General features: G+C 39.2%; 15 protein-coding genes. 3 read left to right on the forward strand and 12 right to left on the reverse strand.

Annotation, left to right across the window (positions count from 1 at the left end):
- Positions 1-31: 31 nt before the first annotated feature.
- The gene (locus tag J1G40_RS02720; protein ID WP_265240742.1) at positions 32-2,251 is read left to right on the forward strand and encodes a S9 family peptidase; all 2,220 of its coding nucleotides are present in this window, start codon (positions 32-34) and stop codon (positions 2,249-2,251) included.
- A gap of 32 nt (positions 2,252-2,283) precedes the next feature.
- Positions 2,284-3,828, forward strand: coding sequence for a peptide MFS transporter (locus J1G40_RS02725; protein ID WP_265240744.1), 1,545 nt, complete (start codon positions 2,284-2,286; stop codon positions 3,826-3,828).
- Here the strand turns inward: J1G40_RS02725 and J1G40_RS02730 are convergent.
- From J1G40_RS02730 to surE, 5 genes are all read right to left on the reverse strand, one after another.
- Positions 3,825-5,846 (reverse strand): ComEC/Rec2 family competence protein, encoded by a 2,022-nt coding sequence (locus J1G40_RS02730; protein ID WP_265240746.1) that lies wholly within the window; start codon positions 5,844-5,846, stop codon positions 3,825-3,827. The genes J1G40_RS02725 and J1G40_RS02730 overlap by 4 nt on opposite strands.
- 87 nt (positions 5,847-5,933) lie before the next feature.
- On the reverse strand, positions 5,934-6,497 hold the full coding sequence (locus J1G40_RS02735; RefSeq protein WP_265240747.1) for a C40 family peptidase: 564 nt from the start codon (positions 6,495-6,497) through the stop codon (positions 5,934-5,936).
- A 120-nt stretch (positions 6,498-6,617) separates the two neighbouring features.
- Complete coding sequence (gene lpxB, locus J1G40_RS02740; protein WP_265240749.1) at positions 6,618-7,733, reverse strand: lipid-A-disaccharide synthase; 1,116 nt, start codon at positions 7,731-7,733, stop codon at positions 6,618-6,620.
- A 32-nt stretch (positions 7,734-7,765) separates the two neighbouring features.
- Entirely contained in the window at positions 7,766-8,050 is a 285-nt protein-coding gene (locus J1G40_RS02745; RefSeq protein WP_265240751.1) for a hypothetical protein, read from the reverse strand.
- Positions 8,043-8,822, reverse strand: a complete 780-nt coding sequence (gene surE, locus J1G40_RS02750) for a 5'/3'-nucleotidase SurE (protein WP_265240752.1) — start codon at positions 8,820-8,822, stop codon at positions 8,043-8,045. Before surE ends, J1G40_RS02745 begins: the two co-directional genes overlap by 8 nt.
- Positions 8,823-9,022: 200 nt before the next feature.
- Between surE and J1G40_RS02755 the strand changes: the two genes are divergently transcribed.
- Positions 9,023-11,152 carry a carboxy terminal-processing peptidase gene (locus tag J1G40_RS02755; RefSeq protein WP_265240754.1) on the forward strand — a complete coding sequence of 710 codons (2,130 nt, stop codon included), beginning with the start codon at positions 9,023-9,025 and terminating at the stop codon, positions 11,150-11,152.
- 79 nt (positions 11,153-11,231) lie between these two features.
- Here the strand turns inward: J1G40_RS02755 and J1G40_RS02760 are convergent, their stop codons facing one another.
- From J1G40_RS02760 to msrB, 7 genes are all read right to left on the reverse strand, one after another.
- Complete coding sequence (locus J1G40_RS02760) at positions 11,232-11,498, reverse strand: hypothetical protein (protein WP_265240756.1); 267 nt, start codon at positions 11,496-11,498, stop codon at positions 11,232-11,234.
- A gap of 11 nt (positions 11,499-11,509) precedes the next feature.
- A complete protein-coding gene (locus J1G40_RS02765) occupies positions 11,510-12,034 on the reverse strand; it encodes a peptide-methionine (S)-S-oxide reductase (RefSeq protein ID WP_265240757.1) in 525 nt (174 codons plus the stop codon).
- A 2-nt stretch (positions 12,035-12,036) separates the two neighbouring features.
- Positions 12,037-12,285: a peptide methionine sulfoxide reductase gene (locus J1G40_RS02770; RefSeq protein WP_265240759.1), complete on the reverse strand. Its 249-nt coding sequence runs from the start codon at positions 12,283-12,285 to the stop codon at positions 12,037-12,039.
- A 1-nt stretch (position 12,286) separates the two neighbouring features.
- Positions 12,287-12,817 carry an N-acetyltransferase gene (locus J1G40_RS02775; RefSeq protein WP_265240761.1) on the reverse strand — a complete coding sequence of 177 codons (531 nt, stop codon included), beginning with the start codon at positions 12,815-12,817 and terminating at the stop codon, positions 12,287-12,289.
- A complete protein-coding gene (locus J1G40_RS02780; protein ID WP_265240763.1) occupies positions 12,814-13,311 on the reverse strand; it encodes a peroxiredoxin family protein in 498 nt (165 codons plus the stop codon). The genes J1G40_RS02775 and J1G40_RS02780 overlap by 4 nt, the downstream gene beginning before the upstream one ends.
- 108 nt (positions 13,312-13,419) lie before the next feature.
- Complete coding sequence (msrA, locus tag J1G40_RS02785) at positions 13,420-13,977, reverse strand: peptide-methionine (S)-S-oxide reductase MsrA (RefSeq protein WP_265240765.1); 558 nt, start codon at positions 13,975-13,977, stop codon at positions 13,420-13,422.
- Positions 13,970-14,431 (reverse strand): peptide-methionine (R)-S-oxide reductase MsrB, encoded by a 462-nt coding sequence (gene msrB, locus J1G40_RS02790; protein ID WP_265240767.1) that lies wholly within the window; start codon positions 14,429-14,431, stop codon positions 13,970-13,972. Before msrB ends, msrA begins: the two co-directional genes overlap by 8 nt.
- Between the last annotated feature and the right edge of the window lie 40 nt (positions 14,432-14,471).

A 14,471-nucleotide genomic window follows, 5' to 3' on the forward strand; every position in this document is an offset into this window, starting at 1 on the left:
CTTGAAAGTTTGTAACTGTTTTAACAATTATATGAATAAGCAATTTTGGGTGCTGTTTATTGCCATTTGCGCAGGTATTACCTCTTATGCGCAGGAAAAAAAGATAGATCTTCGGGAAATTTGGGACGAGACTTTTAAAACACAAAGCCTGGAAGAATTGCGCTCTATGAAAAACGGGAGTCAGTATACTGTGCTTAATTCGGACCAGACCACTGGCATTACAAGTGTTGATTTATATGATTACAAAACCCAGGAAAAAGTACGTAGTTTGGCATCTTCTGCTAAATTATCTGCCGTAGATTCTATTAGTTCATATACCTTCAGTAAGGATGAAAGTAAATTGCTCCTGGCAACGGAATTAGAGGGCGTTTACAGGCATTCCAAACTGGGAATCTATTTTGTTTACGATTTGAAGACAAAAATAGTGAGCAAGCTGTCAGAAAATAAAATTCAGGAACCAACTTTTTCGCCAGATGGCACAAAAGTAGCCTATGTTTACCTGAATAATATTTACATCAAGAACCTCAGTGATAATACAACAATACAAATCACTACCGACGGTGAAAAAAATAAGATTATTAACGGAATAACAGATTGGGTTTATGAGGAAGAATTTGCATTTGTAAGGGCTTTTCAATGGAATTCGGATGGCACTATAATTGCTTTTTTGCGATTTGATGAAACCAATGTACCGCAGTTTTCAATGGATATCTACGGCACTAAGATGTATCCCGAACAGAGTCAGTTTAAATACCCGAAAGCCGGGCAGGAAAATGCAAAAGTGAGTTTGCATTTATACCATGTAGCTGCGGCTAATACGGCTGCGGTAGATATGGGCGATGCCTATTATATCCCAAGGATTAAGTGGATGCATCATCCAAATTCTCTTAGCGTACAATCTATTAACAGGCATCAAAACCATTTAAAACTCCATGCCGTTGATGCCAGCAACAATACGGTTAAAGTTTTGATGGAAGAAACAGATGCCGCTTATGTGGATATTACCGATGACCTTACTTTTTTGGCTGATGATAGTTTTATCTGGACCAGTGAAAGAGATGGCTATAATCATATTTATTTATATGATTCAGACGGTAAATTGAAAAATCAGATCACCAGAGGAAAATGGGAGGTGACCAGTTATTACGGTTATGACCAAAACAAGGATCGGGTTTATTACCAATCCACAGAAAACGGATCTATTAACAGAGATGTCTATAGCGTGGACAGCAAAGGCAAAAGCAAAAAAAGACTTACCGAAAAAGAAGGTACCAATAAGGCCGATTTCAGTGCTGATTTCACCTATTTCATAAACACATACTCCAGTGCAACCTCTCCGCCGGAATATACCCTCCACGAGGCACTAAAAGGAAAGCAGTTAAAGCAAATAAAAGACAATAATGCACTCAGGGAGAAACTTAAAGGATATGAATTAAGTCCCAAGGTTTTCAGTACCATTGCGGTTAATGGTAATGACCTTAATATGTATATGATTAAACCCAAAAGTTTTGACCCTGCAAAGAAGTATCCACTACTAATGTTCCAGTACAGTGGTCCGGGTTCTCAAAATGTTGCAAACAAATGGATGGCAGACAAGGACTACTGGCATCAGCTACTTGTTTCAGAAGGATATATTATTGTCTGTGTTGATGGAAGGGGGACTGGATATAAAGGCCGGGATTTTAAAAAAGTTACTTATTTGAACCTGGTAAAATACGAGACAGAAGATCAGATAGAGGCAGCAAGGCAATTGAGTCAAATACCATATATAGACGAGGAGAGAACCGGGATATGGGGTTGGAGTTTTGGAGGCCATATGGCCACAAACAGCCTTCTGAAAGGAAACGATGTTTTTGAAGTGGGGGTAGCCGTTGCACCGGTGACCAGCTGGCGTTTTTATGACACCATTTACACCGAACGGTTTATGCGGACTCCTGAAGAGAATCCGGATGGCTATGATGACAACTCTCCCTTTAATTATCCCGAATTACTAAAGGGGAAATACCTGTTGGTTCATGGTTCAGGAGATGATAACGTACATGTTCAGAATACGATGCGGATGGCTGAGGCCTTAATACAAGCCAACAAACAATTTGAATGGGCCATCTACCCCGATAAAAATCACAGGATACGGGGAGGAAATACCTCCTTGCATTTGTATACAAAAATGACAGAATTTATTCATAAAAACCTTGGTGATAAAAGAGGAGAAAAGATAGACATGCCAGAGAAAGCACCAATAAAAGGCTAATTGTAACACTACCAAACTAAACTAAATATACAATGGAAACTAATTCTACCACCCCACAAGCACCAGAGCAACAAGAACTCTTCGGACATCCTAAAGGACTCTTTTATTTGTTTTTTGCCGAATTGTGGGAGCGATTCAGTTTTTATGGAATGAGGGCGCTGCTTACCCTTTATATGGTAAATGTAATTTTTGAAGCCCTTGTTGAACGCGATTTTGCTACAGCCGCAGTGTATGCATCTTATGGCTCACTGGTATATGCATCAACCGTGATAGGGGGCCGAATTTCTGACCAGATCCTCGGAATGCGGAACTCAATTTTTTTAGGAGGAATTTTAATGGCCATTGGTCATTTTGTTTTGGCCATTGAACACGATATTGCTTTCTTTCTTGCGCTTTCCCTGATAATAGTTGGAAACGGGTTCTTTAAACCTAACATCTCAACCTTTGTCGGTACATTGTATGAAGATGGAGACCCCAGGAAAGATTCTGGCTTTACCATTTTCTATATGGGGATCAATATAGGAGGATGGGTAGCGCCACTACTTTGTGGTTGGTTGGCCGCTGTATATGGATGGCATTATGGTTTTGGACTGGCAGGAATTGGAATGCTTACCGGACTGATATTCTTCTGGAGTGGTATCAGGAAAAATGTTTTTGGTAATAGGGGACTGCCACCAAACGAACATGTAATGCAAAAAAAGGTTCTTGGTATTCGCCAGGGGGTGCTGGTGCCTGTATTGGCCGTAATTTCTGCTCCCCTGATAGCTTTCCTGTTATCTTCATACAAATCTCTGGGTACAGAAGGTACTTTTTTTGAAGATCAGAATATTGTAAATGTAATTTTTAAATTGCTTGCCATCTTAATTTTTGCCTATCTGGGTTATATCATGTACAAGGCTACATTGGACGAGCGAAAAAAACTTTTTGTCGCTATTCTAATTACGGTATTTATGACCATATTTTGGGGGTTTCATGAGCTCTCCGGAAGTGTAATAACCTTATTCGCAGCAAGGAATGTGGATTTAGGAGGTATAATGTCTGCCGCACAGACCAATTCTCTAAACTCTATGTTCATCATTATTCTGGCTATACCAATATCCATGTTGTGGACCTACCTGTCCAAAACAAAGAAAAACCCCAGGACGCCCTATAAATTTGGACTCGGCCTGGTCTTTGCCGGTATCAGTTTTTACATTCTGGCCTTAAGTGGCGCAAGTGCCAATGAAAACGGATTGGTTCCTTTTGCATATCTGTTGCTAATGTATTTCTTGTTGTCTGTTGGAGAACTTTTTATGTCGCCAGTGGGGCTTTCAAAAATAACCGATCTTTCACCCAAAAGGATTGTAGCTTTTATGATGGGGGTGTGGTTTTTATCATCGGCCTTTGCATTCCAGGTGGTTGGTTTCATTGGCAAACAATTGGCCATTGAAAGCACAGACAAAAATGTAGGCGGTTTTGATACCCTGGAGGTATATACCGGCGGCTTTGATTTAATTGCCAAATATGCCCTTGGAGCAGGGATTATTGTATTGCTGGCATCTCCTTTGATAAAGAAATTGATGGGAAAAGTACATTAATTCCCCTTCGAAAAATAATAAGCTCCCTTTTCACCTGTATAGTGAAAAGGGATTTTTTTTTGCTGGCAGGTTTTTCTCCAACGGGCTATGAAGCTCAGATAATTACTACCATCAGCAATTATCAGTTTTGGAGTGCTTTGGTCCAAAAAACGTTCGAGATTGATTTTTGGAGATTGTCTAAGGAATAGTATTTCTGGTTTGTGGTTAAGGGGGAGAATACCAAAACTGTCTATAACCAAAAGCCGCTGCTCTGCCATTTTATAACCGCTACTTAATGGCAGATGTACCACTTTCGATATCCTTTCTGCCACCTTATAGTCGTTAACCAGGTTAGCTGCCCGTTTAGCGTCAGCATCATAAACAAAGAGTGTTCTCCCGCTTTGTTGCAATACAACAGAGTTAGCAGTTTGATGCAGAATTAAGACCTGCTCTTTCTTGATATCGGATTGAATCAGATATAGGGACCAGCCCTGCATACCCAGAATTCCACTTAAAAGCAAAATAACAGCTCTCCCGTTGATATTGGAAAGAAGAAATATCAAAGTGCATATCACCAGATAGGAAAGAACCAACTGTACGCCATCAAATGAAATATCTTTAATGATAAATTCATCCTGTCTGCCTACCCAACTTATCAGGGTATTCATTAGCTGTATAAGACTGGCATAAGCCTTTGCCAGCAACAAGGGTAAGTGATTGGTCAAAGCTAGTAGGATCACTACTATCCCGAGTCCGAGTAGTATACCGAGGAAAGGAAGTATTAGTAAATTCGAAACAAAAAATAATCCAGGAAATTGATGAAAATAATACAGGCTAATAGGAAGTACCCCTAGCTGTGCCGAGATAGACACACTGAACAGCTGCCATACTTTTTTCAAAATAAAATACCTGGGATGCCATAACCTCCGGAGCAACGGATACATCCATACAATGAATATTACGGCCAGATAACTCATCTGAAACCCAGGTTGAAATAAAAGCATAGGGTCTACTAGAAGAAGAATAAAAAACATGGACAGGGCCAGAATATTGAAAGTGTTACCTGGCCTATTGAGATATAAAGCATAGGCGACGAAGGAAAACATAGTGACTGCCCTGACCACTGAGGCTGATAAGCCGGCTAGTATTGCAAAACACCAAAGTAAAAATACTGTGAGAACCAATTTTATTCTTTTGCCATTGGCAAGTAGTACTAAGGGTCGCAGCAGGTAATCTAATATTAATAAAATGATACCAATATGCAGACCTGATACCGCCAACATATGCACAGCACCCGCATCTTTATAATTGCTATGGATTTCAGAAGTAATTTCATTCCGTTCTCCCAGAAGCAAGGCCTGTATTATGCCCAATTCATCGCTGTGAAACCCGTAGAATTTAAGGCGATTTGAAATTGTATTTCTAGCCGTTGCTGCAAGCCCCACAACGGTTATTTGGGCATCAGGTTTTTTATAGACGCCATGTGGACTGCTGCGTATGCTGTGATATATACCCATGCCAGACATATATCTGCTGTAGTTAAATTGATGAGGATTTAAAGGAGGTTTTAATGCTTTAGCCAATGCCCACAATACAATTTCATCATCTACATTTAATTTTTCAATACTACTGTCCCTGGATATACTTAGCAGTAATTTGCCGCCGACTTTCTTACGGTCAATTCCTTTAACATCAGCTATATACTGGTCATTGTAACCCGACTTTAGTACTTTTCTTATTTTCAGATGCCAATATTGGGATTTGGTTAATTCAAATTGGGTGTAGTGATTGTTACCGGGCATTGTCTCTGCAAGTGAAATGGTAAGTACCCCAAGACATATTGTGGAAAGGGCTGCAATGATACCAAATGAAATACTGTGCCTGTATTGCGGGATGGAAAAAATAATGCCAAGGACAACAAGGGATATTCCTATGAAGATTAACGTAAGAACTATTGGTATTTCTAGCTGAGCTCCCAGGCAAATACCAACGATCAGAAGGAAATTAAGTTTAATGGGAATGAATTGAAGCAACTTCATTATTAGGATAAGCTTTTATAGCCTATCCTAACTGTTTTCCCTGCATTCTTCCTGCAGAAGTACTAAACCTTTAGGTTTTCCGGGGAATTAAAGCACTCTTGTAGCTTTTACAAAGGCGTAATTCCAGAACCCTTCGCGAAGTGAGGAGACAATCACCCCTCTTGAAGAGGTAGAATGGATAAATTTTATTTCGTCATTTTCTACCGCAACTACCAGACCCACATGGTTAATTTTCTTTCCTCTTTTACTTGTTTTAAAGAAGAGGAGGTCTCCTTTGCTGACATTATTGACTTTAATACGCTTTCCTTCATTCGCCATATGATAAGAAATTCTTGGAAGTACCACATTGTGTTGTCCAAAGGCAACATATAACAGGCCAGAGCAGTCCATCCCTTTTCGGCTAGTGCCCCCGTATTTATAACGCACCCCTGAATAAGACATGGCGGTGCTTATAATATTTTCGGCTTTTTTGGGGCTTATCTCTTTCTTTTCAGCGACAACTGTTTCTTCTGTTACTGAAGTGTTTTCAGGTTTTTCTGATGAAGCTGCTACACTTACTTTCCTCTCCTTACCATAAGAGGTCTTTTTTTTGACAACGCCACAGCTAACAACTAAAAATAGTACGAACAGGGAGAGCAGTTTACGAGACATATTTTAATATTGGCACCTTATTTTCGGGGGTAAAAAGGGCTTATTTATATACCAAAATTAGAGAATTATTTAAATATCGCAGTAATTCACTTACAACATTCCTGATTTATAGGTAGCTGTTTATGATGAAATATTATCAATGATCAGGGCAGCCGCTTTATCACTGGCTCCTTTTCCGCCCAGCTTTTTCTCCAATTCGTAATACCCTTCAAACTGGGCTTTCCGCTCCGGGCCTTCCAGTATTTTTTGTAGTTCCTCTTTTAAATTGACAGGATTTAGTGCCGTCTGTATTAACTCTGTAACCAATGGGCGACCCAGAATCAGATTAACCAGGGAAATATACTCCAGAGTAATGATCCTTTTAGCAATTTGGTAAGAAAACCAATCTCCTTTGTAGCAAACCACCTGAGGTACCTTAAACAATGCCGTTTCTAGAGTGGCTGTTCCACTTGTTACGAGTGCAGCATATGATAAACTAAGGAGTTCGTAGGTCTTTGTACTTATAAAGTGAACATTTTTATTAGATAGAAATGGGGTGTAAAATTCCGTTTCCAGGCTTGGGGCCCCGGCAATTACGAATTGATATTCGGGAAAATTATCGGTTACCAAAAGCATTGTGTTTAGCACTTTCTGTACCTCCTGACGCCTGCTTCCGGGAAGCAAAGCTATAATGGGTTTTTTAGGGTCTAATCCGTTCTGGCTCCTGAACCCGCTTTCATCAATTTTCGGCATTTGATGTATGGCATCGATAAGTGGATGTCCAACAAAATGCACCGGATAATTGTGTTGTTTATAAAAAGCTTTCTCGAAGGGTAAAATAACGTACATCTCATCAATATCTCTTTTTATTTTTTTTATCCGCCCGCTTCTTGAAGCCCATAGTTGGGGAGAGATATAATAATTTGTCCGGTATTTACATTCACGCGCCCATTTGGCAATCCTTAAATTGAAGCCAGAATAGTCTATAAAGATGATAACGTCCGGATGAAAAGCACGGATGTCTTGTTTGCAGAATCTGATATTCCTGTAAATGGTATTAATATTAGCCAGGACCTGGGCAAAGCCCATAAATGCCATTTCCTTATAATGTTTCGCTAAGTCTGCCCCGGCCTGCTGCATCAGATCGCCTCCCCAGCATCTTATCACTGCTTCCGAATCTTTTGCTTTTAATGCTTTGATAAGATTAGAGCCGTGAAGGTCACCTGAGGCTTCTCCTGCTATTATATAGTATTTCATTGACCGATATTCAATTATTTACAAAAGCGTCTTTAAAAGATCTTATAAAAGAGAATTATCATTGCTGTCAGCAAAGTAGCGATGAGCACTCCTTTTGCCCGGGCATCGCGCTTTAACTTTAAAAAGCCAAAGAAGGCAACCAGATTAAGAATAGCTCCAAGAGCCAGAATACTGCCTATATGACCCTGTTCAATGGCTGCTTGAATAGTTTCTGTAATGGGGTAATCCGAAAATAGCATTACATAAAGCAGCGTACCAATGGTATTGGCTATTATTCCTACTATAAAGCCAATAATAATTTCCTTTCTTCTATTCATTTAATTTCCATTTGTTTACTTGTTGTATTGCCGAATGCGCAGTTAAATCGAACTGAGTGGGTACAACCGAAATATATCCGTTGGCCAGGGCCCACTCATCGGTATCCAGCCCGTCATCCAGCAATTCGAACTCTGCCGTAAGCCAATAATAGTTTTTGCCCATTGGATTTGTCCGTTTATCAAATTTCTCCTTCCAGTTTGCCCTTGCTTGTCTGCATACCTTAACGCCCTTTATCTCCTTTGTGTTTAATTTTGGGATATTTACATTAAGCACTACCCCGCTTGGGATACCATTATTTAGAGCCTCCTTTACAATTTGGATAAGACTGTCTTTTGCTGCACTAAAATCGGCTTCCCAGGAATAATCGCAGAGCGAGAATCCAATAGCAGGTATTCCTTCAATTCCTGCTTCGATTGCAGCACTCATTGTGCCCGAATATATGACGTTAATAGAAGAATTTGAACCGTGATTTATACCGCTTACGCAAATATCGGGTTTACGCCCCAATATTTCCTGCAGTGCCAGTTTTACACAATCTGCGGGAGTACCACTGCAACTGTATTCTTCTGTAGCCCCATTTAGGCTGTCTATGGTGACCTTTTTGGAGTACAGGGTACTATCCAGGGTTATGGCATGCCCCATGCCAGATTGGGGGCTATCGGGTGCTACCACTACCACATCACCAATTTCTTTCATATAACTTACCAAAGCCCTTAGTCCCGGAGCTGTTATCCCGTCGTCGTTGGTGACTAATATTAGAGGTTTTTTCACTAGATATACTTTATACTGCAAAAATACGTTTTTCAATAAGACTGTTGCTGACAGGCGTTTAACAAAAATTTAATGCGTTATGCGTTTAGAGTGGCATGGTTTTTTCAGTATCTTAGGGAATTCGTTATAATTAAGTAATACTGGCAACCTTAAACAATTTCAATTCGGAGATTGTGGTTTGCTTCAAATAACAACAATACATGAAAAGGAATTTAGTGCTTGGATTTTTAGTTATTCTAATTGCAGTTGCTTCTTGCAGCTTTACCAATAAATCTTTTGAGAGTAATGATAAGGATAAGTTATTGTTAGATCTTATCACTTATGTCTTAGAAAGAGGTCATTATGAGCCTAAGGACATAAATGATGACTTCTCCGTGAGTGTTTTTGAAGATTTTATCAATATAGTGGACCCCACAAAACGTTATTTCCTGGATGAGGATATTCAGGAATTTGAACAATATAAGTTTCAAATAGACGAACAACTAAAAAATACAGATATCACCTTTTTTAACCTGGTATATGAGAGATTGATTGAAAGAATGGGTGAAGCCAGAGAAATTTATAAAGAAGTTCTCGAAGTTCCCTTTGATTATAATGTTGAAGAGACAATTGAAGTTGATTATGACAAGCAGGCCTTTGTTGATTCCAGAGATAAGCTTAAAGAACGCTGGAGAAAACAATTGAAGTATGCTACCATAGGTTCTTTTGATTCTAAACTGAAGAACGAAGCACAGAAAGAAAAGGATGAAGAAGGATATACGGCCAAATCTGCCAAGGAATTAGAAATTGCAGCCAGGGAAGGGACAAAGAATACCCTTGACGAGTTTTTTGATTTTGTAGATGATCTGGAGAGAAAAGACTGGTTTGTACAATACATAAATACCATAGTCGATGAGTTTGATCCTCATACCTATTATTTTGCTCCTGATGACAAGGAAAAGTTCGACATCAGTATGAGGGGTAATTTTGAAGGTATTGGAGCAAGGCTTCAGAAAAAGCCCGAAGGCGCCAAAATTGTTGAAATTATTTCCGGAGGTCCCGTTTGGAGAGATCAGCAGCTGGAAGTAGGTGATGAGATCCTAAAAGTGGGGCAAGATGGTGAACCCTCGGTGGATATTGTTGGAATGCGGTTAGATGATGCTATTAAACTTATAAAGGGCCCAAAGGGTACTGTTGTAGATCTTACTGTTAGAAAAGTTGATGGTTCCATAGAGAGCGTGTCAATAACCCGAGATGTGGTTATGCTCGAAGAATCTTATGCCAAGTCGGCTACAGTAATAAAGGGGAATCAGAAATTTGGTCTGATTAATTTGCCTAAGTTTTACGTTGATTTTAATGACTATTCCGAAAGAAATGCTGCTACAGATGTAGCGAAAGAGGTAGAGCGCCTAAAACAAGAAGGAGCTGAAGGTCTAATTCTTGACCTTAGAGATAATGGCGGTGGTTCCTTAAAGACGGTTGTGGAAATGGCAGGTCTTTTTATTAAAGATGGCCCAATTGTGCAAGTCAGATCATCAGGCAAGGATAAAGATATTTATGAAGATAAGGATGAGCGAGTGCAATGGGACGGTCCTTTGGTAGTTCTTGTAAATGAGCTTTCGGCATCGGCTTCAGAGATTCTTGCGGCAGCTATGCAGGATTATAAAAGAGGAATTGTTATTGGGAGTAAGCAAACTTTTGGTAAAGGGACAGTACAAAATGTCATTCCTCTGGAAAATATTGTCCGAAGCAATGAACATGGAGATTTAGGGGCTATCAAGCTGACTACTCAGAAGTTTTACAGAATCAACGGAGGTTCTACACAATTAGAAGGAGTTAAAAGTGATGTGGTGGTTCCGGACAGATACAGTTATATAGATCTTGGTGAAAGAGATCAGCAAAATCCATTGGGATGGGATAAAATTACCCCAGCGGATTACGATGTCTGGGATGGGTATATCGATTACGAGGCAACTATAGAAAGCAGTAGTAAGCGTATGGCCAGCAATCCACAAATAAAACTGATTGAAGAAAATGCCCAATGGCTGAAAGAACAACAAGACGAGACCGTAGTTTCGCTCAACTATGATATTTATAAGAGTGAGGCCAAAAAGGATAAAGAAAGATCCCAGTATTTTAAATCCCTTTCTGAATATGACTCGCGTCTTACTTTCGAGTCTTTAAAGTATGAGCAGGAACTATTTACACAAGATCCGGTGCTTAGGGAGAAGAGAGATCGCTGGCATAAAAACCTTGCAAAAGACGTTTATGTAGAGGAAGCGATTAATGTATTGCAGGATCTTAAAATTAACAATATCAAGAATGGCAAATTGGCCAGTGTAAAAGGATAACAATATTGAAATCGTATAAAAAGCCCCGACCTCAGGTCGGGGCTTTTTAATTTATAGTAAATGTGTTTTACTGTTTTCTTTATTTGGGATACTTAACATTACAAGTGGTACAGGTATAGGTATCTTCCTTTAATGTAATTTTATCTAATTTTTGCACAACCTCATATATAAAACTACTATAGGTGTTAGACTCCGGGGTAATATTTTGAGCTTTAATTTTTTCGTAAATCTGCCCTTCCCATTCTTGTTTTCCCCAACAGTTAGGGCATACCCCTTCAGGGGCATCAGCGGTTGCTTTACCTTCTAGTTTTGCTTTAAAAAAATTCTTTATACTGTCTAAAATCATGATTGTAATGTTTAGTTGATACTTGCTCTAATTTTATCCGAATTTGTCACAGCAGCAAATTTTTTCTGCAACAATTGCAATTTAGGGTTTATATAAATTCTGCAAAAAGGTTTATCAGGATTTGAATAATAATAGTCGTGAAAATTTTCAGTAGAAAATCTGAAGTCTTCAAAAGGCAAGACTTTGGTAATTATTGGCGCGGGAAAACTCCCCTGCAAATTACCAATTATCAATTCCGCTTTACTTTGTTGTTCATCAGAATAGGGATAAACGGCAGATCTGTATTTTTCCCTAAAACTGTGTTCTGAGGTACTTTGGTGTGTATTCAGATGAATTTCGATTAGTGTCTCCAGAGAAATGATTTCCGGATCGAAAAATACCACTACAGCCTCAGAGGGGTTGCTGGCCTCATTTATTGAAGTAATAAAACCCTGCTCCACTTTCCTGACCCCCAGAAGCGATTGGTAAACGGCTTCCGTGCACCAATGACACCCACCACCAAGGCCTATTTTGGTAATTTTATTTGAACGTTCCATGATTACAATTGTCTAAAGTTGTTTAAAAAATGTCTCACTTTTTTAGCAGACATTTCACAAGGTTTTAACCCCTCTCCTTTTTCCGTAATATAATAGTTAAGACTAATAAAATCTTTGCCACCCAATTCCTCAGCATACAGCTTTATACTTTTTCCATTGTTGAAATCTGCTCTGCTGACCCCATATCTGTTACCCTTATAAAGTACCTCTGAGTATCCCAGCGGTATTTTTTGAATCTCTCTTACTTCCATACTATTGTATTATCGCATTCCATTTTGGGTTTCGCCTGGCAATTGCTTTAATAAAAGGGCAAACTGCCACAGCAATATACCCTTCAGCGGTTAATTGCTCAAAGGTCTTGTTAACCAGTACTTTGCCGATTCCACGCCCTCTTAGATGAATTGGCACCTCTGAATGATTCAGGTACATTTTACCCTCATGTAGCGAATATGTTACAACTGCCAGATTACCGTTGAGTAATAGTGTAAAACGGTTGTTATCTTTATCATGCACTAAGGGCAATCTATCAGGGATGAGCAGGTTTAACCAATAGATCAGTGTCTCCTTGTCAGGATTTCTGAGCTTCTTGCTCCCAATGGTAATTGTTGGAAAATTTAATTTTCCGCTCCTGTAAAGTCCCTTTAATTCCATGGCATACTCTTCATTTTTTTGGACATCCAGGAATTCATAGGGCAAGGATAATTCGTCTAACAAAGATTTGTAATACTGGCATTTATGACAAGATGAGGTGCCGTATAGTTTAATTGCCGGAATGTTGTTCATATTGTTTCTAGTGCTTTTAGATATTGAATTGCTGCCGCTGCATTTAAATGAAAATCTGAAAAAACTATATTATCTTCCTTATCTATAAATATGAACCAGGGAGTTCCTCCCGTTTTATAATTTATCATAATATTAGATACAGATTTATCATCTTTTCCCGCATCATGACCAAAAGGAATCCTTAAATCGTAGTCCTTTTGAACCTTCGCTATTTTATCATAGGTATTGCTTTCAAACCCTTCGAATACCGTTTGGATGGCCAGAAAAACAATATCCTGCTTTTGCTCTAATGCAGTAACCATTTTTTTAAGGTCGGGAAGTCCTTTACTATGACAGCCGGGACACCAGTTCTGGAAGCAATAAAGTACCTTAAATTTCCCTTTTAAATCTATTAGTTGTATTGGTTCAGCTGGGTTGCCCTTAGAATCTATCCATAAATTCACTTCAAATTCTTGTGCTTTTAAACTATTTTCTTCTTTCACTCTCTTATACATTATTCACCATTCTGTTTACTTTTAGTAATTATACAGGTTGAAAAGCAAACAGCAGTTGCTCTTGATTAATCAGAAACAACTGCTGCAGCTAATACCTCTTGAATTGTTTTACGAACCTACTGCGGTATTTTTTAGTTTATCGGCATGTAGGTTCCGTAATTTGGCCAATTTGGGCGTAATTACTGCGCTACAATAGCCCTGGGCTTTGTTATTAGCGTAATAATCCTGATGATAGTCTTCGGCTTCGTAGAACGTTTCTAAAGCACTTATTTCAGTAACAATTGGATTATCATAGTAATTTTTTAGTTCTTTAACCACAACTTCCGCTATCTCTTTTTGAGGTGCATCATGGTAATAAATAACCGAGCGGTATTGAGTGCCCACATCCCCACCTTGCCTGTTAAGTGTTGTAGGGTCATGACTGGTCATAAAAATAATCAACAGGTCTTCATACGATATAATATTGGCATCGAAAGAGATCTGAACTACCTCGGCATGGCCTGTTAAGCCAGAACAGACTTCTTTATATGTGGGTTTGCCGGGGGCATTGCCACCGCTATAACCGGAAACTACCTTTTCTATTCCCTTTACTTCGCGAAATACCGCTTCAATGCACCAAAAGCATCCTCCGCCTATGGTGGCTAATTCCATTTTATTGCTATTCATTAGTGATCTCTTCTTTTATAATGTTCATAGATTCCGAATTAATACAGTACCTCAGGCCGCTGGGTTCTGGCCCGTCAGGAAACACATGTCCTAAATGTGCATCACAGGTATTGCACATTACCTCTACCCTTACCATTCCAAAGGCAGTGTCTTTCTCGTATTTAATGGCATTGTTTTGTATCGGTTGGGTAAAACTGGGCCAACCGGTACCTGACTCAAACTTAATGCTAGAATCAAAGAGTGGGGTATCACAACAAACACATGCGTATTTGCCTGCCTCATAAATACTGCACAGCGCCCCGGAATGTGGTGCTTCTGTTCCCTTTTTTCTCGTTATCCTAAATTGTTCAGCAGTTAGTTGATTTCGCCATTCTTCTTCGGTTTTTTCAACTCTCCTATCGGGCACGGGATTTCCATTGACCGAATAATGAATTACATCTTTCCAGGTAAGCATAAAAATCCTTTCTCTTTTTATTTGGTTAAAAAAATCCCTC

This window comes from Muriicola sp. Z0-33 (assembly GCF_026126425.1).
Lineage (GTDB): Bacteria > Bacteroidota > Bacteroidia > Flavobacteriales > Flavobacteriaceae > JAFMPW01.